The 24,241-nt window shown below is 61.7% G+C and carries 20 protein-coding genes and 5 pseudogenes; 10 read left to right on the forward strand and 15 right to left on the reverse strand.

The genetic code is table 11. The features are described 5' to 3' along the window. Positions 1-22: 22 nt before the first annotated feature. Positions 23-382 carry a DUF3562 domain-containing protein gene (locus KB879_RS40500; protein WP_211983357.1) on the reverse strand — a complete coding sequence of 120 codons (360 nt, stop codon included), beginning with the start codon at positions 380-382 and terminating at the stop codon, positions 23-25. Between the two features lie 557 nt (positions 383-939). Between KB879_RS40500 and phaP the strand changes: the two genes are divergently transcribed. The 4 genes and pseudogenes from phaP to pstS all read left to right on the forward strand — a co-directional run bounded on the left by phaP (position 940) and on the right by pstS (position 6,401). Then, on the forward strand, positions 940-1,509 hold the full coding sequence (phaP, locus tag KB879_RS31535; RefSeq protein WP_211983358.1) for a TIGR01841 family phasin: 570 nt from the start codon (positions 940-942) through the stop codon (positions 1,507-1,509). Between the two features lie 619 nt (positions 1,510-2,128). After that, complete coding sequence (locus tag KB879_RS31540) at positions 2,129-2,572, forward strand: hypothetical protein (protein ID WP_211983360.1); 444 nt, start codon at positions 2,129-2,131, stop codon at positions 2,570-2,572. Positions 2,573-3,083: 511 nt separating this feature from the next. Continuing rightward, positions 3,084-5,133, forward strand: a pseudogene (gene ppk1 / locus KB879_RS40260) (polyphosphate kinase 1). 218 nt (positions 5,134-5,351) lie between these two features. Then, entirely contained in the window at positions 5,352-6,401 is a 1,050-nt protein-coding gene (pstS, locus tag KB879_RS31550; RefSeq protein ID WP_211983362.1) for a phosphate ABC transporter substrate-binding protein PstS, read from the forward strand. 282 nt (positions 6,402-6,683) lie between these two features. Here pstS and KB879_RS31555 read toward each other — a convergent pair whose 3' ends face one another. The 4 genes and pseudogenes from KB879_RS31555 to KB879_RS31570 all read right to left on the reverse strand — a co-directional run bounded on the left by KB879_RS31555 (position 6,684) and on the right by KB879_RS31570 (position 9,161). Beyond that, positions 6,684-6,914 (reverse strand): hypothetical protein, encoded by a 231-nt coding sequence (locus KB879_RS31555; RefSeq protein WP_224011220.1) that lies wholly within the window; start codon positions 6,912-6,914, stop codon positions 6,684-6,686. After that, positions 6,911-7,572 (reverse strand): annotated as a pseudogene (locus KB879_RS31560) (ExeA family protein); the annotation flags it as partial. The pseudogene KB879_RS31560 and the gene KB879_RS31555, both read right to left, overlap by 4 nt. Then, entirely contained in the window at positions 7,559-7,948 is a 390-nt protein-coding gene (locus tag KB879_RS31565) for a transposase (protein WP_211983364.1), read from the reverse strand. The gene KB879_RS31565 and the pseudogene KB879_RS31560, both read right to left, overlap by 14 nt. Before the next feature lie 919 nt (positions 7,949-8,867). Beyond that, a complete protein-coding gene (locus KB879_RS31570; protein WP_249221447.1) occupies positions 8,868-9,161 on the reverse strand; it encodes a CoA transferase in 294 nt (97 codons plus the stop codon). An 83-nt stretch (positions 9,162-9,244) separates the two neighbouring features. Here KB879_RS31570 and KB879_RS31575 point away from each other — a divergent pair, with 83 nt between their 5' ends. Beyond that, positions 9,245-9,469, forward strand: a complete 225-nt coding sequence (locus KB879_RS31575) for a transposase (RefSeq protein ID WP_249221564.1) — start codon at positions 9,245-9,247, stop codon at positions 9,467-9,469. 111 nt (positions 9,470-9,580) lie between these two features. On the opposite strand, the gene KB879_RS31580 is transcribed toward KB879_RS31575, so the two are convergent. Then, positions 9,581-10,702, reverse strand: coding sequence for a J domain-containing protein (locus KB879_RS31580; RefSeq protein ID WP_211984259.1), 1,122 nt, complete (start codon positions 10,700-10,702; stop codon positions 9,581-9,583). Positions 10,703-11,017: 315 nt separating this feature from the next. Beyond that, positions 11,018-11,611, reverse strand: a pseudogene (locus KB879_RS31585) (IS110 family transposase); the annotation flags it as partial. Between the two features lie 123 nt (positions 11,612-11,734). Here KB879_RS31585 and KB879_RS31590 point away from each other — a divergent pair. Further along, positions 11,735-11,878: pseudogene (locus tag KB879_RS31590) on the forward strand (IS5/IS1182 family transposase); the annotation flags it as partial. 193 nt (positions 11,879-12,071) lie between these two features. On the opposite strand, the gene dmpG reads toward KB879_RS31590, so the two are convergent. The 6 genes from dmpG to KB879_RS31620 are packed head-to-tail and all read right to left on the reverse strand — an operon-like array spanning position 12,072 to position 18,648. After that, positions 12,072-13,097 (reverse strand): 4-hydroxy-2-oxovalerate aldolase, encoded by a 1,026-nt coding sequence (gene dmpG / locus KB879_RS31595; protein ID WP_211983368.1) that lies wholly within the window; start codon positions 13,095-13,097, stop codon positions 12,072-12,074. Positions 13,098-13,117: 20 nt separating this feature from the next. Continuing rightward, complete coding sequence (locus KB879_RS31600; protein ID WP_211983370.1) at positions 13,118-14,068, reverse strand: acetaldehyde dehydrogenase (acetylating); 951 nt, start codon at positions 14,066-14,068, stop codon at positions 13,118-13,120. Between the two features lie 11 nt (positions 14,069-14,079). Continuing rightward, positions 14,080-14,859, reverse strand: a complete 780-nt coding sequence (locus KB879_RS31605; protein ID WP_211983372.1) for a 2-keto-4-pentenoate hydratase — start codon at positions 14,857-14,859, stop codon at positions 14,080-14,082. After that, positions 14,859-16,742, reverse strand: a complete 1,884-nt coding sequence (locus KB879_RS31610; protein ID WP_249221448.1) for a bifunctional 3-(3-hydroxy-phenyl)propionate/3-hydroxycinnamic acid hydroxylase — start codon at positions 16,740-16,742, stop codon at positions 14,859-14,861. Before KB879_RS31610 ends, KB879_RS31605 begins: the two co-directional genes overlap by 1 nt. Then, positions 16,739-17,749: a VOC family protein gene (locus tag KB879_RS31615; RefSeq protein WP_211983374.1), complete on the reverse strand. Its 1,011-nt coding sequence runs from the start codon at positions 17,747-17,749 to the stop codon at positions 16,739-16,741. Before KB879_RS31615 ends, KB879_RS31610 begins: the two co-directional genes overlap by 4 nt. After that, positions 17,746-18,648 carry an alpha/beta fold hydrolase gene (locus tag KB879_RS31620; RefSeq protein ID WP_249221449.1) on the reverse strand — a complete coding sequence of 301 codons (903 nt, stop codon included), beginning with the start codon at positions 18,646-18,648 and terminating at the stop codon, positions 17,746-17,748. The genes KB879_RS31615 and KB879_RS31620 overlap by 4 nt, the downstream gene beginning before the upstream one ends. A 144-nt stretch (positions 18,649-18,792) precedes the next feature. Here KB879_RS31620 and KB879_RS31625 point away from each other — a divergent pair, with 144 nt between their 5' ends. Further along, on the forward strand, positions 18,793-19,455 hold the full coding sequence (locus KB879_RS31625) for a TetR/AcrR family transcriptional regulator (protein ID WP_211983375.1): 663 nt from the start codon (positions 18,793-18,795) through the stop codon (positions 19,453-19,455). A gap of 18 nt (positions 19,456-19,473) precedes the next feature. Here the strand turns inward: KB879_RS31625 and KB879_RS31630 are convergent, their stop codons facing one another. Together KB879_RS31630 and KB879_RS39605 are read right to left on the reverse strand one after the other, a co-directional pair. After that, positions 19,474-19,926, reverse strand: coding sequence for a hypothetical protein (locus KB879_RS31630; RefSeq protein WP_249221450.1), 453 nt, complete (start codon positions 19,924-19,926; stop codon positions 19,474-19,476). 121 nt (positions 19,927-20,047) lie between these two features. Continuing rightward, positions 20,048-20,241 (reverse strand): annotated as a pseudogene (locus KB879_RS39605) (ISKra4 family transposase); the annotation flags it as partial. Positions 20,242-20,695: 454 nt separating this feature from the next. On the opposite strand from KB879_RS39605, the gene ppk2 reads away from it, so the two are divergent. The 3 genes from ppk2 (at position 20,696) to KB879_RS31645 (ending at position 24,190) form a co-directional block, all read left to right on the forward strand. After that, positions 20,696-21,517 carry a polyphosphate kinase 2 gene (gene ppk2, locus KB879_RS31635; RefSeq protein ID WP_211983377.1) on the forward strand — a complete coding sequence of 274 codons (822 nt, stop codon included), beginning with the start codon at positions 20,696-20,698 and terminating at the stop codon, positions 21,515-21,517. Between the two features lie 77 nt (positions 21,518-21,594). After that, positions 21,595-22,377 carry a potassium channel protein gene (locus KB879_RS31640; RefSeq protein ID WP_211983378.1) on the forward strand — a complete coding sequence of 261 codons (783 nt, stop codon included), beginning with the start codon at positions 21,595-21,597 and terminating at the stop codon, positions 22,375-22,377. Positions 22,378-22,471: 94 nt separating this feature from the next. After that, entirely contained in the window at positions 22,472-24,190 is a 1,719-nt protein-coding gene (locus KB879_RS31645; RefSeq protein ID WP_211983379.1) for a SulP family inorganic anion transporter, read from the forward strand. Positions 24,191-24,241: the final 51 nt, after the last annotated feature.

A 24,241-nucleotide genomic window follows, 5' to 3' on the forward strand; every position in this document is an offset into this window, starting at 1 on the left:
CGGCGAACTCCAACCAGTCCGTCTAGAGCCGTTGGTACCATTGCGCGCCGCCGAGGTCAAGCATCCACCCGCCCGTGGCAGACGGCGCCAAGGACGTAGCGGATGGGCAATTCGGGATCGTGTCTGCGACGGCTATATGCGTGCGGGACGTGATCCCGTCTCGATCCGGGTCCAAGTCTGGGGGCACTACCGACTCAAATTGCAATTTCCGAAGCCGAGCGATGGTGCGCTTTGCAGCGAACAATGGCAGATAAAAATGAACGCGGGCGTCCACGCTCAACTCTGCGATGGCGGTGAGGTAAGACTCCCTGACAACCTCTGGCGGAAAACCCGTGTCGACCGCGATTCTCGCGACCATAATGTCCTGGTCTTCTGTTCTCATCGCTCCCCCTTTCCCTTCTCATTCATGCATGGGTGATGGGAAGGCTCCGCATGCATGCTCGCGGCGTCCCTTAGATGTGATGACTGCGGCAGCCCTGTTTGGGGATGGCTCGTCGAGCCTGCCACCTATCGCTTGGAACTGATAACTACTCTAGTCAACCTCGCGAGCAAAAGTGGCACCGTCTTGCGTAACGTAGGGGCGAGCCCTTTTCGGTTGGTGCTTACTTAGGACTCCAGCGCAGAGGCGTCTTTCCTGGAGCACCGAGGATTGCGGCGATGACGAGGTGCCGCGGGCATGGTCCCGGCGCGCCGTCGCCTCGCTGTCACAGTCCCAACCTACATTCTTCTAAAAGTCTGCCGACCGTAGACGGTATCCGGATTGCCAGACGTCAAGTGCAAGCACGGTCACGGGTTGGAATGTCCACGCAGGCTCGATCCTGACCGTCTTGGGCAGTTCCGTTCCCGCCCCGCTCTCTCACGGGGCGATTCACTGGGCGCCTTCTCAAACGTGCCATCGCCGGCAGAGTGGGGCGCTTCCCTACAAGTCAGGAGTTGCAAATGGATCAATCGTCCTCCGATCAAATGACGGAAGCGCAGACCGCGCATGTTGACGCCTTCATTGGGCTGGCCAACACCACCTTTGAGGGATTCGAGAAATTGCTTGTGCTGAATTTTCAGACTGTGAAGACCGCGCTGGCGGAAACATACGCGGAAGCGCAGAAAGTGCTGTCAGCCAAGGACACCCACGAGTTGCTGTCGGTGGAATCGGACTGGCTTCGTCCGGTGCCGGACAAAATGCTTTCGTATCAGCGTCATCTTTGCAAGATCGCGACCGATACCCAGGCCAGGCTCGGCGAGGTAGCCGAAGCGCAATACGAGGCCAGCAAGCACAATATGACGGACTTCGTCAAAGGCACAGCAAGCGCAGTCGTAGCATGGGACGCCGGAACCTCCGACGCCGGCCTACGGGCTGCCATCGAGACAACGGACCTGCTGTTCGAAAGCATGCGGAAGGCCGCGAAGCAAATGGCGCAAGCCGCTGAAAGTAGCCTTGAAGCAGCCGGCGATGCTGTCGCCAATGCGAGTCAGTCTTCAGGCGAACGTTCATTGCAGGAGGCTGCGCAGTAGTCCCTGGTATGAACGCCTCATGGCCGCGGGCCGTTGCTGTGGGGCAGGACGCTGCACGGCCCCGTCTGGGGTCACCAGTGAGACCGTGTGAATACCAGCTCGGTACTCTCGAAAGAGCCCGATGATGCGCAAGCCGCGGCCTTGAGCGTCGGCCGCTCAATACCCGGTTGCGCCCGTGCAGGCCGCTACCAGAGGTTTTGGCGTGTTCGAGTGGCGGCGTCGGAGAATCCCCGATTGGACTTTTCATGTTGGTGCCCGGATTCTGAGGCGGGGATCCCTTGACCGGGCGCACACACGATTCACTCGGCTCAATCGCGTGGAAGAAGGGGGTGGTCAGTGGGGCCGTGAGGGCGGAAAGCCCACCGGCCGGGGCGTGAAATCTGCGCATGCTCGGCTCCTCTCGTCGCCATGCATCGCGCCGCAGGGCAACACAACGCCAGCGCGTTCTGGCAGGGCAAACAAAGAGCGGGGCTGCGAGGCGAACGTGGACCAGATCCACTGCCTCGTTCTTCTTTTCGTGGGTACCAAAAAGCCAGGCTACTCCTGGCGAATCCACGAACCTCGCATCGTCAATACTATATATACTGTATGAACGTAAATGCATAGGGTAGAGGGCTTGATGCCAGGTAATTCCCGGAAGAAGCTGGTGACGACGTTACCATCGGACGCACGGAACGAGAAGGGATCCGAAGGCACGCTGCGCGCTGGCAAGGCAGGACGGAAAACTTCTACCCAGACGATGTCGCCTGCCTTGGCGCCTCCGACCGACGAGGGGTCTGCCAGCGTAACGAAAGCCAAGACGCCGAGCAATGATGCGGCGCAGCAGTCAGACAAATCAACCAAGAAGCCAAAGGTCGTTCGGGACAGTTTCACGATGCCGGCGCACGACTATGGAAAGCTGGCCGAGCTCAAGCGAAAGTGCCTGGCAGGTGGCGTCCCGGTGAAGAAGAGCGAGTTGCTGGGGGCGGGACTATGGGCTCTCGAAGCCCTCTCGCAGGAGAGGCTACTCAGCGTTGTTGCGCAAGTCGAGGCAGTCAAGACGGGACACCCCGCGAAGTCCTGAAGCGGACGCCGTTACCGATACCCGAAGAAGCCGTCCATCGGGATCACTCCGACCCACCCGACAACAGGTCCAGCTAAGTTTGCAGCCACGGCCGAATGACTGTCTGCCGCTAACGGTAAGTGTCATGGTCGAAGCCTCCGGTCTCGAAGGATGGGGAGGTCGAAGGGCAGGGTGCAAGCGGATTTCGTCAAAAATTTGTCATTCGCCAGTGGCAAATGGCCCACGCCCTGCCCAATGCAGATTAGGACAGGAGTATCAACGTTTGATGACGAAAGTGGGCTGCGCTGCAGACCAGTGACGACCTCGGCGCTGAGAGACGAAGACAGAGGCAGCGTGCAAACGCCTCGGATAGGTTCAACCCGCAGCTAGAATCCAGGGTCTCTTGTTGACCGAGCCACAGCGTTGCCCAGGGGTCCCCCTCTGGGCCCGACCATCATGAAACACGCAGCCGAGCGCATGCAGACGACCCCGTCGAGCCCCCCGGGAGCGGACGGGAGCGGGGAGCCTTGATATCCTGGCAGAACCCGTTGGCGTGCAGAATGGCAATGACCTCCTCTTCAACCGCGAGCTCAGCGAACTCGAGTTTTACGACCGCGTTGTGCAACAGGCCGCCGATCCAGCGATGCCACTGCTGGAGCGTCTGCGCGCGCTGTGTACGGTCAGGAGCAATCTGGACCAGTTCTACGAGATCCGGGTCGCTGGCCTGAGAGAGCGCTGCTTGATTCAGTCTGCTACCGTCGGGCCGGACGGGATGGCGCCGCAGGAGCTCTACGCAAGTCTCAACTCGCGGGTCCGTGATCTGGTGGATCGACAGTACCGTCTGTTCAATGACGTGCTGGTGCCCGCGTTGGCCGAGCAACAAATATGCTTCTTGCGGCGTCCCACGTGGAATCCCACGCAATCAGCCTGGACCCGGGATTCTTCTTCGCCGAACTGATGCCGGTGCTGACGCCCATCGGACTGGACCCGGCGCATCCGTTCCCACGGTTGCTTAACAAGAGCCTGAACTTCGCCGTCGAGCTCGAGGGCAGGGACGCGTTCGGGCGCAACGCCGGCCATGCGATCGTGCAGGCGCCACGCGCGTTGCCGCGGGTGATTGCCCTGCCGGAGGACATCGCCGGATGTCAGTACGGCTTCGTTTTTTCTCTCGTCGATTCTGCACGCCCACGTTGGCGAGCTGTTTGGCTGCATGACAGTGCGCGGCTGCTACCAGTTCCGCGTGACCCGGAACAGTGAACTGTTCGTGGACGAGGAAGAAGTCAAGAACCTGCGCAGGCGCTGCAGGGCGAACTACCGCATCGCCACTTTGGCGATGCGGTTCGATTGGAAGTGGCGGACAACTGCACGCCGGGGATGACTACGTTCCTGCGGGAACAGTTCGGCCTGACGGCAAGCGAGATATTCGCCGTCAATGGCCCGGTCAACCTGGTTCGCCTGTTGCAGGTCCCGGACCAGGTCGATCGACCGGAGCTGAAGTACCCCCCGTTCCGGCCTAGCCTGCCAAGGGCCCTGCGGGAGCATTCGGACAAGTTCCGCGCCATGCGCGATGGCGACATCCTGCTGCATCATCCATTCCAGTCGTTCGCACCGGTCGTGGATTTTGTCAGGCAAGCGGCACGTGACCCGGATGTGGTGGCCATTCGCCAGACGGTCTATCGGGCGGGGCACGACTCGGCCCTGCTCACGGCATTGCTTGAGGCGGCGCGCAATGGCAAGGAAGTCACCGTTGTGGTGGGGAGTTGCTGGCCCGCTTCGATGAGGAAGCCAACATCGGCTGGGCTGCGCAGCTCGAGGAAGTCGGCGCGCATGTCGTCTATGGCGTCGTAGGCTTCAAGGCGCACGCCAAGATGGTCATGGTCTTGCGCCGCGAAGGCGGGGTGCTCAGGCGCTATGTGCACCTTGGCACCGGGAACTATCACAGCCTGACGACCCGAACCTATACGGATTTCGGGCTGCTGCCTGCCATGAGACGCTGACGCAGGATGTGGCGCAGGTCTTCAGCCAGCTGACGGGCCTCGGTCAGACCGAGGGCATGACCCATCTCTGGCAGTCTCCGTTCACCATGAAGCAGGCGTTGTTGTCAGCAATTCGCCGCGAGACCGAGAATGCTCGGGCGGGCCGCAAGGGGGCGATCGTCGCCAAGATGAATGCCTTGCTGGTTCCGGAGTTGATCCAGGCCCTCTACGAGGCCTCACGTAACGGTGCGGGGCGCTTGTGCGCTGCGGCCGGGCGTCGCCGACTTGTCGGAAAACATTGAGGTGAAATCGGTCATGGGCCGGTTTCTCGAACACGCCCCCATCTTCTACTTCCACGATGGCGGGGAAGAGCGGGTGATGCTGTCCAGCGGCGAATGGATGGAGCGCAGCCTCTCCCGACGGATTGAGATCTGCTTTCTGATCCTCGACCCCATCCTGAAGGCGCGCGTCATCGCCGAAGGCCTGAAACCCTACCTGACCGACCGGCGCGACGTCTGGCAGATGGCGCCGGACGGAACATATGAGCGCCGCTCACATCAGGAGGGCGCCTCGGCGCAAGATACTCTGCTGTCGTCTTTGACCTGAGTTGTCGTGGTTCTTCCGTTGGTTTATCTGGCCCGAAGCGCCACCATGTCAGAAATATGACCGTCACAATCGGGGCGAGTCTGGCGAGCCGGTCCACAGTGGCACGGATATTCCTCGGCAACAAGCATGGCGCTCTTTCCGCGCGATGGCGGCGGTGATCTGCTAGGCTGAATTGCCAAGGCGTTACAACGCAACCGTCAAACCACGGAAAAATAATCATGAAGCGGACGCACGACTTCCGGATACGTTCCTATATCCACGCTTTGGCTCGCCACCTGGCAATCGTGTTGCTATCTCTTGGCGTGGCTTCGTTGGCACGAGCCGGGGATATTACGGGGGCGGGTTCCACCTTTGTCTACCCGCTGATGTCCAAATGGGCGGCAACGTATTACGCCCGTACCGGTCAGCAGGTCAACTATCAGCCGACCGGATCCGGCAACGGCATCCGCCAGATCCGTGCGGCGAGCGTGACCTTCGGTGCCACGGACATGCCGCTCAAGTCGGAGGACTTGCGGACCGCGGGGTTAGCGCAGTTTCCCATTGTGATCGGTGGCGTGGTGCCGGTTCTGAACCTGGACGGCGTTGGCGCGGGACAGCTGCGCGTGACCGGTTCGCTATTGGCGGACATCTACCAGGGAAAAATCGTTAACTGGAATGATCCGGCCATTGCCGCCGCAAATCCAGGCATCAAACTACCCGATCAGAAGATCGTGGTCGTTCACCGTAGCGACAGTTCAGGCACTACTTTCAACTGGACAGATTACCTGGCCAAGGTTAGCCCCCAGTGGGGCGGGTCTGTTGGCGCTGGCACGACGGTGAAATGGCCCGTTGGCGTCGGCGCGAATGGCAATGAGGGCGTGGCGACCTATATTCGCAACGTCAAGGGATCCATTGGCTACGTAGAGCTGACCTATGCATTACAGAGTAGGCTGGCCTATGCCGCCGTCAGGAATCGCGATGGCATCTTTGTGCAGCCGTCACGCGAATCGTTCAGCGCCGCGGTGTCGGCGGCAGAGTGGAATCCGAAGGTAGACTTCTATCAGGTCCTGACGAATGCTTCTGGCTCTCAGGCTTGGCCGATTACGGGTGTCGTGTTCGTGCTGATCTCCAAGACACGCGGTAACGCTGCCGAGACCCGAGACGCGCTCGCATTTTTCCGTTGGGCGCTGTCCGAAGGACAGGCCGACGCGGCGGCCGAACACTATGTCGCTCTTCCAGAGAGTCTGGTCCGGCACGTGGAGTCGTATTGGAAGGAAACCTTCCAATGAGGGAGGGCAGAAGGCGCAGCAGATGCTGATGCGGAGGGCAGCGAGTGAAGACCCTAGACTCCCTTAACTCCCATTCATAAGGATTCAGTTGCTCCAGGTGTTCCGTTGCGGGCTGAATGAGAGTTGGCGTCGCGAGATATTTGGCATGAGACAGGGGCGGATGTCTCGCGCTTTTTGCACAAGAGATTCATTGCCGTAGAGCGCGAGACATGTTGGATCGCCTGGAAGCCGGTATCGGTGCGGCCCAAGCGAATCGGCCCCGGTGGAAGCCGGGGCCGATGTTCAGAATGGATCGTCAGGCAGATCGCCGCCGTCGGGCTCTTGGAGATCGGGCGGCGGGCGGTAGCGACGGGCCTGTTCGCCATAGACGGTGTTGAACCACAGCCATAGGTCGTCGAGGATAAGCTGGATGACGAAGGCGGTTTCGTCGGAGAGTTTCGGATCGGCAGCGCCGGTGCTGCGAGTGAACATGTACATGATGGATTCGCGGATTGAGGCGTGCGGGGTTCTCATCGCATTTCCCCGATGGCCTGCTGCAGCAGTTCGTCAGGCAGATGGTTCAGCCCCTTGGGCACGGCCAGCTGCATGGCGGTGCGCAGGATGCGTCCGGCGTTGCGGGGCAAGCCACGCGAGGCTTGGCGCAACAGCTCGAGCCCGGTCTCTGAGAGCAGCGTGTGGTTGCAGCCGGCGGTCTTGAGTGCGTGCGAGGCTGGGCGAAGCGGGCATGCTCGGTGACGGGTTGAAGTTGCGCGCAGGTCTGGATGCGGCTGTAAAGTGCGGCGTAGACGTTGCGTTCGAGCATTGAGGCCAGCTCCGGGTGGCCAACGAGCCAGACTGTGATGAGATGACGGGCGTCGAAGGCGAAGTTCAGGAATGAGGGGAAGTCGCGGAAAAACTCGGGAGGCAGGTTCTGCGCCTCATCGATTATCCATAGGGACAGAACCTGTTTGCCATTAGCCAGTTCGGTGATGCGCGCCTTGATGTCGCGCCAGAGATCGGCGCGGCGATGGCTGGGTTCGAGCCCGAGCGAGCGGGCCAGTGACCGGTACAGGTCAACGCGGCCGAACTCGGTCTCGGCCAGGTAGATGGTCTGGTAGCGATGCGGGTTGAGGTTGCGCGTGAGATGGCGTAGCACGGCGGTCTTGCCCACGCCGGGCTCACCGGTCAACATTTCGGGGTCGATTGGTCTTGCCGCTGTGCTCGCGCCGCCAGGCAACACCGGGGGCCTTCTCCGAGCAGCGCATCACCAGCGTGTCGTCGAGGACCAATGTGAGCATATCGCAGGGCAATACCGCAATCACCAAGCGCAGCAGTGGCCGTGCGAGCCGTACCGTGCGCAGGCTGCCGCGCTCCAGCAACTTGTAGTACGTCGTCCAGTGCTTGTTGCTGTCGATCGCCGAGATCGCTCGCGTCACACAACCCTCCGGCGAAACCATGCAGCCGCACAGCAGTTCCACGAAGCTGGCCTGCGAGCGAAGCGGGACAGTGATGAGGAGAATGTTGATCCATTCGGACAGGTAAAACCGTGTACGTTCAGTGAGGGACATCGACGGGCAAACAAGGATCGAAAACGATCCTCATTGGCCGCTGCGCTGCTTGCGCTAAGAACCCGCGCAAGCAGCGCAGCGGCCTCACGATTGCCCACCCATGTCAAGCGTTTTTCCGATTTCCAACTACTTTCTCGACCCCGATTCGGGGCGCTGAATGTCTAAAGTCCAGTATTGGGTTGCGACGATAGGTCCCGCGAACAGTCAACGGTCGTCTCTAGCCGACCCACCTTCAAGGTTGGCGCCTTGAGTGGCCCAATGGGCTTGATATGAGTCCGTAAAGCTGGCTTAGTTTCCCGGCGCCGATTTCTTTCACATGCCGCGTATGGTCCTTGTCAGCATGTTTAGCGAAAGTATTCTGAGGTACCGTCCCACAGCAACTTCAAAGCGGTGAAAACCCGATCGCGACCGCGCCGCGTACATCACCATCACATGCTGACAGCCGAGAATTAGGAGCGGAAAGCCTCCTATTTTTTGATCAACGCTACTCGGTTGCATTTCAGTTCTCCAAAGTAAAAGAAACAGTTCGACGGCTCCGCAAATAGGGAGACGTACCAGTTCCGTGCACTGGAGAGGGGTAGTAATCTTCGGCCTGATTTTTTGGGGCTCTCTTTTGTGTGCTTCCTCGTGCCTCGTGAGCGATCTGAACGATGACAATATGACATTCGCGCGTCCACTCCAGGGCGTCAAGGTTCGGGAGTTGTCGCAGATTATGGCAAGGGCCCACCTGCGGCCTCATGCTCGCATGACATGGGCGTCGAAATCTACAAAGTCGAGAAGTTCCCTGGCGGTGGCAATTCGAGCAACCGGGACTCCTCGGTTTCGACCGAAGGATGCTGTCCTGAGCCTGCTTCATCTGTAGCTATGTGTCGCCGCCGCAAGAGAAGACCACGAGTTCAACCGCCTGGTTCACGTCGCATCAACCCATCGTTATGCCGCGGCCGATGTCGAAATGTGGCAACCTGTGCGTGCCCACGCCGGCGAGCGCAGCACCAGTCTCCCCTGTACGGCCATCGCCAGTGATGGAGCAGTAGATCGGGGCCGGATTAACCTCCCGAAGCACGTCATAACCCAAGCCAAGCCGCTCCATGACGCCTAGGGGGAAGTTCTCGGTCAGCACATCCGCTTGTGCCACCATGCGCAACAACGCTGCCCGGCCCACCTCGTTCTCCATATTGATGCCGATTGAACGCTTGCCCCGGTTCAGCATCATGAACGACGGCGCAGGCCGGCGTCGCCATCACGGCGATAGTTTCGGGCGTCGTCGCCTTGTCCAAGCAATTCCGCACGCAAGTCGTGGCGGAAACGCTTGACCCGACACGCTCCCTGGCAGAAGTTGCCCGCTCACACGGCCTGAACGCGAATCTCGTGTCGAACTGGCGGCGGCATCAGCAGCGGGCCGCGGCGTCCGCATCCGAGCCGGCCGAACTATTCCTGCCTATAGAGAGATGGCATCGCCGCCAATGCCGAGGGTTGGCCGCCATTCGTGAAAAATCCGCCACATCTCCGGCAACCCACTGATTTGTATAGAAAATCAGCTGTTCTCGATGCGCAGAAACGGACGCGGAGGGTGCCGAGGCAGGCTACTGCGCAGCAAGCGTTTGCGCCGACAGCGCGGTGGCAATGCCGCCGCTAGAACGGCATCTCATCGAAGACGGGTGCAGACGGTGCAAGCTTGAAAGTCCTGAGCCAACCTTTCAGATTCTTAATGTCTTCGAACGCGGCAAGATCATGCTCAAGGGTTCGAATATTGAGCCGGAGATCTTTCATGTCTGCGGCAAGGTTTCGTAGGAGCGTCTGTGGAGATAGGTCTTCGAAAGGATCGATTCCATAGCTGTGCCGGAACGCGGTTTCGACATGCTGGATCTCCTGATCCAGTTCGCGAACTTGCTCCTTGAGGATCTTGTTGTAGTGCTTCAGCCGATCTTCGCCGATGCCATTGATCGAATGCTGGTCGATGTGTTCCAGCTCCAGTTGTAGCTCCAACAACTGCAGCAGGTTGTTCTTGTTGTAGGCCTCGTTGACGCGCTGCATCAGTTTGGTCTTTCGCTCGCGCTCCTGCGGGTCGGTTTCGCGGTCCGGATGCAGGGCGCTGGCCAGCTTGCGATAGACCTCGCGGATGGAGAGGCTGAGTTGAGCCTGCTCTTCCTGGGCACGTGCCTCTGCCGCAAGCTGCTTGGGGGATTTTTTCCGCTTGGCGCGACGCGCTTCGCGCGCAGCGGCTTCAGTGGTCGCTTCCGCTTGTTGTTGCTCAATGTGTGCCTGGGCGCGTTGGAGCAAGTCTTCTGGCGAACTCATGTCCACGTCGTCGCCCAGTTCGACACCAAGCACGGCCTCCAGCATGGATTTCATGCCGTCGATTTCGGCAGCGGTTTCGCTGTCATAGTCGGTCGTGCTGTACTTATTGTAGATGGCTTTCAGGCTGTCATCTTCACCTGCCAGATCACCTGCCAAATTCGTGATCACGGCGGCGAGCTTGTGGCGTTCTGCCTTGGTCAGTCCCTTGTGCTCGTAGGCGCGGTCAAGACAATGCACCATCTGGATCTGCAGATCGGTCGAGGACTGCTCAAGCGGCAGGAAGTCGTTGACGTACCGCTGATGGAACGTGGCGGTGGCAGATTCCCAGGCACGCAGCCTCATGCGACGCTTCTCAATCTGCTGGATCAGTGAGTTGAACGTCTTTTGCCCTTTCGATAGGGTGGATCGGTTGTGGTCAGGCGCGATGCTGACAGACTGGTGGTTGGTCCGGGCCATGAGCTGGATCTGCGCGAAGAAGCGGCGGAAAGCGAAGTCTGTCCGCATTCTAGTCGCTGTGGCGGATGGAAGCCACCTGGCGCAGGGCTCATATTCGCAGTCCTATATCGATAACCGCTGTTAGCGATATAGACATGTTTGTCTGGCAAACTGCCATCTTGCGACTTGCGCCTGACCCCAACGCGCCGGCCTGGTCATCGACCGTCAAGGCCGGCTCAATCCGACCAGCACTTGATGCCAGACACGAAGATCCCGCCCGACTTCCCGGATGCCGCCTCCCTGGCCGCCCTGCGCGCCTGGTATGCGGGCGCGCCATCTCTCGATGCCGGCTATCTGTTCGTCTAACCTTGCGAGCCCGCTCCACTGCTCACGCAATGTGTCGATTAGCGCCGCCGGCAAGCGATCGGCAACCCCCGCGAGCACTTCCGGTATCGTCTTATCCAAGGCAGTTCGTCCTTTGCACATCACTTCTCCGTACTCTGCCAGCAGTCCGCGCAATGCGTTGATCTGCATAGTGCGGAACTTCACCGGTTGCTCACACATACGGTGCAATGCCAGCATCGCCTGCTGCATCTCGGTCTTCACCGCAACCGCTTTGATTGGCTGCTGCACCGCCAGCCAGATCGCCCGGGCATCAGCAGCATCGTTCTTGTTGCGGATGTTGAACGCCTTAACGAACTCTGCTGGCATCAGCCTGACTTGGTGGCCCATCTTTGTCAGGCGTCTCGCCCAATGGTGCGCGTCGCCGCATGCTTCCATTCCGATCAGGCAGGGAGCACGGTTCGCAAAGTGCTCGAGGAATTTTGCTCGCTTGATCGGCCTGTTCACGATCTCGCCTGTTGCCTGATCGATGTAGTGCACCTGAAACACGGTCTTTGCGATATCCACACCCACGGCCGTACAGTTCATTTCTCGATCCTCCGGTTGCCTGGGAAATATGCACATCTTCGCACTTGGCCACTTCAATGCCGTTGGCCCGTGAGGATCCATCTTAAGATCCTTCGATCACCGCCTCACAGTGGGGACGCGTTCATTTCAATTCTCTTCGGTCATCGCAAAGTTCGCTACAAGGGTCTGGTCAAGAACACGGCGCAGTTGTTCAGCCTGTTTGGTCTGGCGAATCTAGCACTCGGCAGGAAACTGTTGCTGGCTTCCCAGGGTAGCAATCCGTCCTGAGCGCGCAAGGCGCGGCAGAAAAGGTACGAAGCGAGGCAAATGCCGTCCTGAATTGGCCTTCTTCTCTCACATTACGAAAGCCGAGGTCGGGCTGACCTGCATCGCCGTTCTCCGACCTCATTGATCAGCGTTTCCCAAGGAGCGCATGGCATGGTCGCGTCGACCACAGCCCGCCGCTGTGGGCTTCCCCGACCTACGCCCCTTGCTGCTCGCGCAGCAGATCCAGCGCCACATCGACGATCATGTCCTCCTGACCGCCCACCATGCGGCGGCGGCCCAACTCGACCAGCACGTCCACGGTCTTCAGGCCATATTTCTTCGCCGCCGTCTCGCTGTGGCGCAGGAAGCTCGAGTAAACGCCGGCATAGCCGAGCGCCAGCGTCTCGCGATCAACCCGCACCGGGCGGTCCTGCAGCGGGCGCACGATGTCGTCGGCCGCGTCCATCAGCTTGTACAGGTCGCAGCCGTGGTCCCATCTCATGCGTTCGGCGGCGGCGATGAACACCTCCAGGGGCGCATTGCCGCCGCCGGCACCCATACCGGCCAGGCTGGCGTCAACGCGGTCGCAACCTTCTTCCACCGCAACAATGCTGTTGGCCACGCCCAGGCTCAGGTTATGGTGAGCGTGAATGCCGGTCTCGGTCTCTGGCCGGAGTGCGTCCTTGAAGGCCCGCATGCGGTCGCGCACATCGTTCATATTCAGCGCGCCGCCCGAGTCAACCACGTAGACGCAGGTAGCACCGTAGCGCTCCATCAGCGTGGCCTGCTCGGCCAGCCCCTGCGGCGAGTTCATGTGGCTCATCATCAGGAAGCCGACGGCCTCCATGCCGAGGTGGCGGGCGTACTCGATATGCTGGCGCGAGATGTCAGCCTCAGTGCAGTGCGTGGCCACGCGCACGATGCGCGCGCCAGCCTCGTAGGCGGCCTTGAGGTCATGCACGGTGCCGATGCCGGGCAGCAGCAGCGTGGCGATCCGGGCGTGCTTGACCACGCTGGCGACGGCCTCGATCCATTCCAGATCGGTGTGGGCGCCGAAGCCGTAGTTGAAGCTGCCGCCCTGCAGCCCGTCCCCGTGCGCGACCTCGATCGAGTCCACGCGGGCCTCGTCGAGCGCGCGGGCGATGGCCTTGGCCTGCTCGACACTGTATTGGTGGCGCACGGCATGGCTGCCGTCGCGCAGCGTCACGTCGGAGATGTAGAGTTTCTTGCGGTTGCTCATGGCGAGGTGTCCTTGGTCAGTCAGGCGGCGGCTCTTCTGGCCAGCATGGATTCGGCCATGCGTTCGGCGGTGGTCAGCGCGGCGCTGGTCATGATGTCGAGGTTGCCGGCGTAGGCAGGCAGGTAGTGGGCGGCGCCCTCCACTTCCAGGAAGACGGTGGTCTTGAGCCCGCTCACGCGGCCCACACCCGGCACCAGCAGCGGCGCGGCGGCGGGGATGCGGTCGAACTGCACCTTCTGCTTGAGGCGATAGCCCGGCACATACTGCTGAACGGCCGCGGCCATTTCCTCGACGGAGCGCGCGACGGCGTCCTCGTCGGCGGACTCGCTCAGGCAATAGACCGTGTCGCGCATGATCAGGGGCGGCTCGGCCGGGTTCAGGACGATGATGGCCTTGCCCTTCTTCGCGCCGCCGACGACCTCGATCGCCTTGGAAGTCGTCTCGGTGAACTCGTCGATGTTGGCGCGGGTGCCGGGCCCGGCGCTCTTACTGGAGATGCTCGCCACGATTTCGCCGTACAGCACCGGCGCCACGCGCGACACGGCCGCTACCATGGGTATGGTGGCCTGGCCGCCGCACGTCACCATGTTGACGTTGGGCACGTCCAGGTGGGCGTCGCCGTTCACCACCGGAATGCAGTAGGGCCCGATCGCCGCCGGGGTCAGGTCGATCATACGGATGCCCGGCTTGAGCCCGCGCAGGAAGGCATCGTTCTTCACGTGCGCGCCGGCGCTGGTGGCGTCGAACACCACGTCGATATCTGCGAACACCGGCAGACGGGCGAGGCCCTCCACGCCTTCGTGGGTGGTTGCCACGCCCAGCCGCCCTGCGCGCGCCAGGCCGTCAGAGGCCGGGTCGATGCCGACCATTGCGCCCATCTCGACATACCTGCCGTGACGCAGGATCTTGATCATCAAGTCCGTGCCGATGTTGCCGCTGCCGACGATGGCAGCTTTCAATTTTCGGGTCATTCCCTTATCTCCTAAACTATGCGGCAGGCGACGCTGCCCAGTGCAGCGATCTGTGCGTGGATATGGTCGCCGGCGACGACCGGCACCATCGGGCCGAGAGCGCCCGAGAGAATCACCTCGCCTGCCTGGAGGCCCGCGCCGCGCGCAGCCATCGTGCGCGCCAGCCAGAACGCGGCGCGCAGCGGGTGCCCCAGACAGGCGGCGCCGCCGCCCACCGAGGCCAGTTCGCCGTTGCACGTCATCTGCATGCCCAACTCGCCCAGGTTGAGCGCTCCTAGCGCCACGGGCTGGTCACCGAGTACGTAGAGGCCGCAGGACGCGTTGTCGGCCACGGTATCGGCGAGCGTGATCTTCCAGTCGGCGATTGCGCTGTCGACGATCTCGATGGCGGGCAGCGCATAGGCGATGCAGCGCAGGAACTCCGCCCAACTCGGCACACCGGCGTCGAGCTCACGGCCGACGACGAAGGCGATCTCGGCTTCGGCCTTGGGCTGCATCAACCGACGCATCGGCACTTCCTGGGCATGCTGGAATTCCATGTCTTGGAACAGCATGCCGAAGTCGGGTTGGTCAACGCCCAGTTGCAGTTGCACCGCACGCGAGGTGAGGCCGATCTTCCTGCCGACGATGCGCCCCCCTTCGGCCACGCGAATCCGCGTGTTGATTTCGGCCACCTCATAGGCGGCCTCCAGACTGGCGATGGCGAAGCCCGCTGAAATCGGTGGGATCGGCGTACCGCTTCGGCGCGCTTCACGCAGCGCGGCCGCTGCGCGGTTGGCGGCGTAATCCATCACGCAGCCTCCCGGGTGACGACGCTCACGGGACGAGGCGACGCGCCGGCGACCATTCGGTCCCGCTGCAGTTGTTCGCTCGCAACCCGCGTGGCGCGGGCCAGCCCATCGCCGCGTTCTAGCGCAAACACGTACTTGTCCGGCCGGAGGATCGCGACGCTGCCGCGCTTGTGGCCCTGGGCCTTCAGCCAGGCGAACCAGGTGGATTCGAAGTCTTCGACCTCGATGAGCCCCTCGGGTCGCGTACGCTGACGCGGGTCCTGCGGCCTCAGGCCCCACGGGTAGACCACGACGAAGCGGGCGCCAAGCGTCTGCCAGGCCGCGAGTGCCTCCGCGCTAAGTTGAGCGCGGGGATCCACGCCGGCGCCGATCAGCGCATACTCGGCGCCGATCAAGTCGTCGAGGCGGTGCGTCCTGCCGTCGGGACCGATTACCTTCGGCTGCGGCATCAGCCGTCCTTCCGGCCCGCCCAGCCGGCGCCGTGCGAGGCCGTGGTAAGTCCCTCGACGGTAGGTGGCCGAGGGAATGAAGTTCCCCTCGCGCATGAACTTGCCCACCACGGGCAGCCTCAACGCCAGCCTGAACGCGATGTTGCGCAGCCGCGCGCCAAGGGGGCTGGTCATCGACACGATGCTCTTCACGCGCACCGCCTCGCGCGTCATTGCCGCGGCATGCGGGCGGCGTTCGGTTTCGTAGCTGTCGAGCAGGCGATCGCCAGCGCGGCCACGCAGTACGGCATCGAGCTTCCAACCCAGGTTGTAGGCGTCGCGTACACCGGCGTTCATGCCCTGGCCGACGAACTGAGGCGTCATGTGCGCCGCATCGCCCGACAGAAAGACGCGGCGCTCGCGCCAGCGCTCGGCCATCAGGGCGTTGAAGGTGTAGACGAGGTGGCGCAGGATCTCGAACTTATCGACCTCGATATGGCGCGCCAGCAGTTTGCGCACGGTATGGATGTCTTCGAGGTATTCGCGCTTCTGGCCCGGCATCAGCATGAACTCGAAGCGGTGGTGCCCATCGGGTTGCACGCAGTTCACTGTCGGGCAGGCGGGGTCGCAGATGAAGCTGAAATAGGGCAGATGGTGCAGGCCGTCGCCGCGTACTTTCTCCTTGATGTCGACCACCACCCAGGGATCGGGAAAGCTCTTGCCCTGCATGGAGATGCCGAGCTGCGTGCGCACGAGGCTGCGGCCGCCGTCGCAACCGATCAGGTAGCGCGCGCGCACTGCAGATTCGTGCGCCGAGGGCTTCAGCTTGACTTCCGCCGCCGCCGGCTTGCCGTAGTTGCAGCCCTCCGTGGTGATGTGAAAGACGGTGACGCCCTCATCGTCCTGCTCGAAGCGGGTCAGCTCCCGGCCTCGCTGCACCGTGACGTTCGGATAGCGTGCCAACGCGTCGCCAAGCGAGGTTTCGAGCCGCGGCTGATAGAGGAAGTAGGACGCGTCCCAGGCGTAAAGTCGGTTCGGGTTGCTCAACTGCAGGAACACGTCGCCGTCGGGCATGGCGAACTGCACGACCGGCGACTGCAGCATGCCTGCCGCTAGCTCCTCTGCCAGACCGAAGGACTGGAAGATGCGCATGCATTCACCATCGGTGTAGACCGCGCGCGCATTACCGTAGAACTGCGGCTCGCGCTCCAGCACCAGCACACTGTGGCCGCGCTGGCCGAGCACGTGGGCGAGCGTGAGTCCGGTCGGCCCAAGGCCGACGATAACGACGTCGTAGTTAAACTCCCCGACCCGACGGCCGGGGGGCTCCCACGATTCGGAGCGAAGCCTGTCCGCTCCCGAGTCGGAGCGATCGCCCTGCCGATCTCCGGCCTGCGTGCCCAAGCGCGCACTGGGCGCGTCGTCGAACGAACGGTTTGCGGTATCCATCTTCATGATGAAACCCCTGGCGTGTATTCCTTGCGGGTGAGCGAGCCGAGCGCTCGCGCCATCTGGACCAACTTCATGCCGAGCGTCAGGCTTTCGGGAAAATGCCCCCACAGGCTGATGCCTTGGTAGGTGCAGGCCTGCCAGCCGGCCTCGGCCTCCTCGGTGACGACGATCGGGTCCCAGCCGAACTCGACCGCGAAGCCGGAAGGGGTCGTGACGTAGAACGAGAGCTCGCGGTCGTTCGGATGCTGGCCGATGCCGTTGGCCATGGCAAAGCCCATCTCGCGCAGCCGGCGGTAGGCCGTCACCACGTCATCGAAGCGGGCGACCTGCAGGTTGAGGTGGTGAATGCGGTTGCGCAGCGGATCCATGCGCTTGCCGCGGGTCGCGGCAAGCGCGAGGCTGTGGTGGCGCTCGTTGAGACGCAGGAAGGTGATGTCCATCACCACGCCGTTGACGCGTTCCTCGATGAAGTCGGAGATCCGGGCGTCGAAAGTGCGCTGTAGGAAGGCGAGCAGGGCCTCGGGTTCGCGCGTCGAGATCGCGAGGTGGCCCATGCCGGCCGCTGCGGTGACGAAGCCGCCGGCCTTCATCTGAAGCGGTGCGGTGCTGAGGATCGACCGGGTGAAGAGCTCGAAGGCCATGTGTTTCGGCCCCTCGAAGGACCAGTAGCGCTCGACGCCGCGCAGGCCCGCCGCTTCGCCGGACTGCTCCCGCACGATCACGCCGTCATTGCGCAGGCGGCTCAAGACGAGTTCAAGTGCCGCTTCGTCTTCAAGCTGCCAGCCAACGGCCACCACATCTTCGGCAGGTCCGAGACGAACGATGAGCCGCCGCTGGTGTTCATCGATACGCATGGCCAGCACGCCGGCCTGAGGCGCGTCGACGTGCAGGCCGAGGCCTTCCCCGGCGAAACGCTGCCACTCATCAAGCCGGGACGACTCGACTAGCACATATCCCAGGCGGATGCGGCCGTACAGGCTGGTCGCGATTGGAGTCGAGCTCGATTTCATGCTGCGACTCCGACGACAGCCGGCTTGGCGGCAAGCTCATCCGCCTTCAAGAAGGCGCTGACCGCCGCATTGAATTCGTCGGCCCGTTCCCACTGCACCCAGTGGCCGGTGCGGCTGAAGAGGTACAGATCGCAACGGGGCATCAGCTTCTGCAGTGTCGCGCCGCCGCTTGCCGGATTGACGCGATCCTCCACGCCCCAGAGCACCAGGGTCGGATTGGCTAGGGCTGGCAGGCGCGGGTCGAGAGTCAGGTCCAGCTTTGCCAGCACCGCTGGATCCCCAGGCGCACGCAGCGGCGGATTGGCGATCACCTCGGGGTCGATGCTGGCCTCGTAACGCTCGCGCAGTACCGATTCGGGGACTTGGCTGCCGTCGTACACCAGGTCTTCGGTGATGAAGCGGCTCAGCTTTTCGAAAGTGGGCCCGTCACCGGTGTAGTAAGTGAGGAGGCGCTTCAGCCCGTCGGTGGGCGGCGCCTTGGAAACGTCTACACCGCCCGGGCCCATCAGTACGACGCGATCGATCCGCTCGGGCTGATCAAGCGCCATCCGCAGCGCGCAACCGCCGCCGGCGGAATTGCCGACCACGTGCGTGCGTGCGATGCCCAGCGCATCAAGCAGGCCATGCATGGTGTCGGCCAGGTCGCCCCAGATGTCGCTCGGGTCGAGGCCTTTACTCGACTTTCCATAGCCAGGCATGTCGGGCACCAGCACGCGGAAATGCGCGGCCAGCGCCGTGATGTTCCGCGCGTAATTGGAGACGCCCGAGGCGCCCGGGCCGCCGCCGTGGAGCATCAGCACCGGCGGGCCTTCACCCGTGTCGGCAAGATGGATCTGCCGGTTACCGACTCGCAGCATGCGGGTCTCGGTACTGCGATCGAGGGCTTGGATGACGCTCATGCGATGCTCTCCTGAGGTGGCTGAATGGGTATTGCGTAATACAACACACATGTTATATATTGAACATATGTGTTCAGTATAGAGCAATATGGTCCACTGTTGTCAAGGGTATAATCGTGCAAGAATTTCTGGAGCTGTCCTTTTATGAACGAATCTGTTCAAGGCGGAGTCGACTCCGCCCCGCCCCCCGAACCCGCCCTCAGCGCGGCCCAGAAGCGCATTCACAGTGCGGCGATGAAGCTGTTTGCAGAGATGGATGTGACCCGGGTGAGCATCAGCGATCTGGCCGCCGCGGCCGGCGTCGCGCGCGGCACGGTCTACAAGAACCTGGGCGACACCGAGGGCTTGTTCGAGCAGGTCGCGGCGCAGCTGGTGCGCGAGATGACGATCCGCGTCACCCAAAGCCTCGCGGACACGGGCGACCTCGCCTTGCGCCTGGCCTTCGGCATCCGTCATTACCTTCGACGCGCCCATGAGGAACCGCACTGGGGGCGCTTCCTGAACCGCTTCGGATTCAGTAGTGCTTCACTTCAGACGCTGTGGTCGACCGACCCTATCCATAACCTCAGTGAAGGCATCGAAGCTGGCCGCTACCGGATCACACGCGAGCAACTGCCGTCGGCCGTGGTCATGCTGGCCGGAACGGTGATCGCCGCCATGCTGCCGGTGCTCGAAGGCCACCGCACTTGGCGAGAGATCAGCGCCGATACGGCGGAATTGCTGCTTGTGGCCCTGGGAATTGCGCGCGACGAAGCAAGGGTTCTGGCGAATTGCGATTTGCCGCCGCTGCTGACACTGGACAAGTGATCCGCGTAACTGACACTCTCAACCCAGGCTTATCAGAAGCTGTTGCACGCGACCGGTATGAAGTAGCCTGAAAATGGCGGCGCGCACAAGCACGGGGTCACCCTTCGAGAACTCGCGCTCGATGGCTAGAAGCGGCTTCGGACTGGCAACAAAGCGCTCGACCGCGTCGAGCAGTGACACCGACACGAAACCTCGCGTGGCTACGATACTTGGCAGCATGCGCTGCCAGTTGTCGATCCACATGCGTGATGCTGCCTGTTCGGCCGCGTCGACCAGCCGGACATTGAGCACATCAGCGCTCAACTCAAGGCCCTTCTTCGCTTCTTCATCGATAACTGGATTCGGCAGGAGTACTAACTCCTGGCGGTCGGAGCATGAGAGCAGGAAGTCCGCAAGGTACCGCCGTCCGCGAAACTGAACGAACCCGGGACGCTCACAAGAGTGGGCGATCGCCGGATCTGATTCGATCAAGACCCATTGGTCGAACGCACAGCGTCGGTAGAAAGTGAGCCGCCGCTTCAGCTTCGGACTGAAGGCTTCGAAGCGGTGCGCGCCGCGGGGGCGGACGAGCGCAACCGGCTCCGCTAGTTGCAGAGATCTTCTGGAGGCCATTTGCGCCGTCAGTGATCACCGAGAGTCGCGGCTGAGCACAACCGGTGACGGACTGTACAAATCTGGCGAGCCTTTGCGCCGCATCTGCCAACTCACTTCTAACGAACGCGAAGACCCGCGGCGGTTGACTTTTAGCGGCCAGCCTCCCGTCAGGATTTCAAAGCTCGAACACTCAATTTGCACGGTGCGGAGAGGGGGCACCGGTTCCTATCATGCCGGTTATCAACCTCGTCGAGCGCAGAGGCTGTTCGGGCGACCAGGAAGACGGTTCATCTCTCGCGCACAGACATCTTGGCTCAGAAGGGCAAGGTTGATCTGCGTCAATATCGCCGGGTCCGGTTAGCCCAATCTTTTAGCATGACCGTTGCGATGGCACCCCCGATCCACCCGAAGGAGCGGAGATGGCTCGACCCGTACCTGGAACGGCTCCGCCTTGTTGGGCCCGGACGCTTCGGTGGTGGAAACGCAGTTTTCGAAGGGGACTGCAAATGCCTTTCGAGGGTCTTTGGCTAACGGGACGAGGCGTCAGTTTCAGGTCGATGCAGCCGCAAGAGTGCATCGCCTGGGTGGCCGAAACCCGCCTTCCTGAATGCTGATGCCATGAATCTGTTGCCGAGGAGATAATGCAATGTCCGGGTCCCGGAACGAGGTGAAGGCGAACGGTGCGAAAACAGGCAACAAGCCAAGCAAGAAGGCATACGAGAAGCAGTTGGCTTTGCTTCACATTGAACTGGTCAAGCTACAGGAATGGGTGGTGCGGACCGGTGCGAAGATTTGTATCGTATTCGAAGGGCGTGATGGCGCCGGCAAGGGCGGCGTGATCAAAGCGCTTACCGAGCGTGTGAATCCGCGCGTTTTCCGGGTCGTCGCGCTACCAGCGCCGACAGATCGCGAAAAGACACAGATGTACTTCCAACGCTATCTTTATCACCTGCCGGCTGCCGGCGAAGTCGTCGTGTTTGATCGAAGTTGGTACAGTCGGGCAGGTGTCGAACGGGTCATGGGGTTCTGCACTGAGGCGGATGTGCAGATGTTCATGTTGGCCACACCGATGGTGGAGCGTGCCTTCATCGACTCTGGGCTTATCCTCATCAAGTACTGGCTGGAAATCGGCCCTGAAGAGCAGACGCGCAGGCTGGAAGCCCGGATTCACGACGAGCGCAAGATCTGGAAACTTTCGCCGATGGATCTCGAATCCTATCGCCGCTGGTACGACTACTCACGAGCGCGAGACGCAATGTTCACCATGACCGACACAGAGTACTCGCCATGGTATGTCGCAAACGCGGATAACAAAAAGCGCACTCGACTCAACGTTATCAGCCATCTGCTCAGCAAGATTCCGTACGAGGATTTGCCGCGCAAGAAGGTTTCGTTGCCCACACGACAGAAAGCAGAAGGCTATCGCGAATCGGATCACCATTTCAGGTACGTGCCCGAGAAGTTCTGAAGGCGCATTGCAACTGGCGGCAATAAGGATTGTTGAACGTCGGTTACGTGGTCCGATCTCGCAAGAGGAAAATCAGAATGTACCGGATCGAGGAACCACGGCTGGGTGGTCTACGAATCAAGGAATGGCGACGCCGTACGCACCTTGCGATCGGGCTGTTGTTTCTGGTGCTGCTGGGATCGACGCTTGGGATTGCGCTGCTCGACCACACAGATGCACCGGTAAGAACCAAGACGTTCACGGCGTTTTGGGATGCGATCAACCTCATCTCGACACTTGGCGACTTCTCGGACTTCAATGCGGACCAGAAGGTTTTCATGCTGGTCGCCATTAGCGTCACGATGGTGGTCGCGGGCTACGCGTTGCGCCAGCTAACGGGGATGCTGTCGGGCGACGACGTGATGATTATTTGGGAGAACAAGGTCATGGAACGCACGCTGGAAACGCTGGGCAACCATGTCGCGGTTTGCCCGTTTGGCGCGGTTGGCCAGATGGTCGCCGCCCGCCTCCGAGATGCGGGATCGACCGTGCTAGTTCTCGATTCCGACGCGAAGCAGGCCGATAAGGCGTCCCGACTCGGATACATGGTCATGCTCGGCGATCAGAATTCCTTCGACGACGTACTCGAACGTGCCAGACTGGATACCGCCCATGCGCTCTTCCTGACGGGTTCCGATCCCAACAGCAATCTGGAAATCACGCTGGTGGCGCACACGCTCAATCCGGACCTCAAGATCGTGGTATCAGGCGAGAACAATTTGCGCAGGATGTTGCTGCAAAGGGCAGGCGCGTCGACCGTGATCGACCAGAACGACATCGTCGCGCGCGCCATGGTCGTGCAGATCGATGCCCGCAAATGAAGCCCGGTGATTGCAGCGCAATCTAGAGACCGGTATGACAAGGCGACTTTTCTAGAGTCGTGGCTTTTAGGACAACTGTGGGATCCGCGCGATCATGGGACAAGAGTCATCAAGACGTTCCACCGGCGGTTTTCGCGTTCCGCTGCCCGAATGGATCCGCGACTATCGGAAGACGTGGATCAAGCCCGATATCGTCGCCGGTGTCTCTGCTGCGGCGGTCGTCCTTCCGAAAGCCATGGCCTACGCGACTGTTGCTGGGCTGCCCGTGCAAGTCGGGCTTTACACGGCCTTCGTCCCGATGGTGATCTACGCCTTCCTCGGCACATCGCGTCCGCTCAGCGTGAGCACCACCGCAACGATCGCGATCCTCACCGCAGCGGCACTGGCCCGGGCGGTCCCGGGCGCGGGCCCGGCAGACCTGCTAAGCGCCTCTGCAACGTTGACATTGATGGTCGGTGCCATCCTCACGCTCGCAGGGCTCCTGCGGTTGGGCTTCGTTGCCAGCTTCATCTCCGATCCAGTGTTGACAGGGTTCAAGGCTGGTCTCGCCGTTGTTATCGTGCTGGATCAGTTGCCGAAGCTACTCGGCATTCACTTCCCAAAAGGGTCGTTTTTCCACAACATGCTGGCGATCGTCACGGGTATTCCACATACAAGCGCAGCGACGGTCGCTGTGGGAGTGATGACAGCAGGTGTTCTGGTGGCAATCGAACATTTCTTTCCACGAGCTCCCGCCCCGCTGTTAGCGGTGGCGGGCGGGATCGGCGCCGTAAGCCTGCTCCACCTGCAATCTCACGGGGTCGACATTGTCGGCCATGTGCCGCCAGGCTTGCCTTCCGTCGCCATCCCGAACCTTTCTCTTCTCGCATCGCTCGGGCCGGCTGCTGCGGGCATTGCTTTGATGAGCTTTACCGAAACCGTCGCATCGGGGCGAGCGTTCGTTGAGCGCGGGGAACCCGTGCCAAATGCCAGCCGGGAGTTGCTGGCGATCGGGCTGGCTAATGCGGGCGGCGCGCTGTTGGGCTCGATGCCGGCCGGCGGAGGAACGACGCAGACAGCCGTCAACCGGCTCGTCGGTGCCCGCAGCCAGCTTTCCGAGCTGGTCACAGCTGCCGTCACGCTAGGCACGATGCTGCTCCTTGGGCCTTTCATTGGACTCATGCCGCAAGCCACAATGGCGGCAGTTGTCATCGTCTATTCGATCGGCCTGATCGAGCCATCGGAATTTCGCGCGATTGCCGCTGTGCGGCGCACGGAGTTTCTCTGGGCCGTGATTGCGGTCTTCGGCGTTGTGCTGTTTGGAACGTTGCCGGGCATACTGACCGCCATTGTCGTCTCACTTCTGGCGCTTGCTTACCATACATCCGATCCACCGGTGCATGTCTTGCGCCGCAAGCCGGGTACGAACGTGTTCCGCCCTGTGTCCGCTGAGCACCCCGACGACGAAGCTTTTGCCGGCCTCCTGTTGTTGCGGCCGGAGGGTCCAATATTCTTTGCGAACGCCGAACGCGTCGGGCATAAGATTCGCACGCTGATCCACCAATATCAGCCGCAAATCGTCGCGCTCCATTTGCGCGCCGTGTCCGATCTCGAGTACACGGCGCTGAAGATGCTGACGGAAGCGGAAAAGGAACTGCGCAAGCAGGATATCGAGCTCTGGCTCGTTGGTCTCAACCCGGGCGTACTGGCGATGGTGCAGCGTTCGCCGCTCGGCGACGCCCTCGGGCGCGGCCGGATGTACTTCAACCTCGATCGCGTGGTGGCGGCATGGCAGGCGCGGCGATCACTCGATCGCCAGGGGCCACTCGGGTAGCTGTGCGTCGAGCAAGCCGGCCGGCTGCTCGTTCAGCATTTCAGACCGCAA

This window comes from Cupriavidus sp. KK10 (genome assembly GCF_018223725.1).
Taxonomy (GTDB): Bacteria; Pseudomonadota; Gammaproteobacteria; order Burkholderiales; family Burkholderiaceae; genus Cupriavidus; species Cupriavidus necator.

Excerpts from the sequence above, each read along its gene's own strand:
- KB879_RS31570 (WP_249221447.1), bottom strand. The coding sequence starts at position 9,161 with ATGATGCTGAACCGGGGCAAGCGTTCAATCGGCATCAATATGGAGAAC.
- KB879_RS31620 (WP_249221449.1), bottom strand. The coding sequence starts at position 18,648 with ATGAGCGTCATCCAAGCCCTCGATCGCAGTACCGAGACCCGCATGCTG.
- KB879_RS31540 (WP_211983360.1), top strand. The coding sequence starts at position 2,129 with ATGCCAGGTAATTCCCGGAAGAAGCTGGTGACGACGTTACCATCGGAC.
- KB879_RS31600 (WP_211983370.1), bottom strand. The coding sequence starts at position 14,068 with ATGACCCGAAAATTGAAAGCTGCCATCGTCGGCAGCGGCAACATCGGC.
- ppk2 (WP_211983377.1), top strand. The coding sequence starts at position 20,696 with ATGTCCGGGTCCCGGAACGAGGTGAAGGCGAACGGTGCGAAAACAGGC.
- KB879_RS31615 (WP_211983374.1), bottom strand. The coding sequence starts at position 17,749 with ATGAAATCGAGCTCGACTCCAATCGCGACCAGCCTGTACGGCCGCATC.
- KB879_RS31640 (WP_211983378.1), top strand. The coding sequence starts at position 21,595 with ATGTACCGGATCGAGGAACCACGGCTGGGTGGTCTACGAATCAAGGAA.
- KB879_RS31565 (WP_211983364.1), bottom strand. The coding sequence starts at position 7,948 with ATGTCCCTCACTGAACGTACACGGTTTTACCTGTCCGAATGGATCAAC.
- pstS (WP_211983362.1), top strand. The coding sequence starts at position 5,352 with ATGAAGCGGACGCACGACTTCCGGATACGTTCCTATATCCACGCTTTG.
- KB879_RS31610 (WP_249221448.1), bottom strand. The coding sequence starts at position 16,742 with ATGAAGATGGATACCGCAAACCGTTCGTTCGACGACGCGCCCAGTGCG.
- KB879_RS40500 (WP_211983357.1), bottom strand. The coding sequence starts at position 382 with ATGAGAACAGAAGACCAGGACATTATGGTCGCGAGAATCGCGGTCGAC.
- KB879_RS31555 (WP_224011220.1), bottom strand. The coding sequence starts at position 6,914 with ATGAGAACCCCGCACGCCTCAATCCGCGAATCCATCATGTACATGTTC.
- KB879_RS31625 (WP_211983375.1), top strand. The coding sequence starts at position 18,793 with ATGAACGAATCTGTTCAAGGCGGAGTCGACTCCGCCCCGCCCCCCGAA.
- KB879_RS31580 (WP_211984259.1), bottom strand. The coding sequence starts at position 10,702 with ATGGCCCGGACCAACCACCAGTCTGTCAGCATCGCGCCTGACCACAAC.
- phaP (WP_211983358.1), top strand. The coding sequence starts at position 940 with ATGGATCAATCGTCCTCCGATCAAATGACGGAAGCGCAGACCGCGCAT.
- KB879_RS31605 (WP_211983372.1), bottom strand. The coding sequence starts at position 14,859 with ATGGATTACGCCGCCAACCGCGCAGCGGCCGCGCTGCGTGAAGCGCGC.
- KB879_RS31645 (WP_211983379.1), top strand. The coding sequence starts at position 22,472 with ATGGGACAAGAGTCATCAAGACGTTCCACCGGCGGTTTTCGCGTTCCG.
- dmpG (WP_211983368.1), bottom strand. The coding sequence starts at position 13,097 with ATGAGCAACCGCAAGAAACTCTACATCTCCGACGTGACGCTGCGCGAC.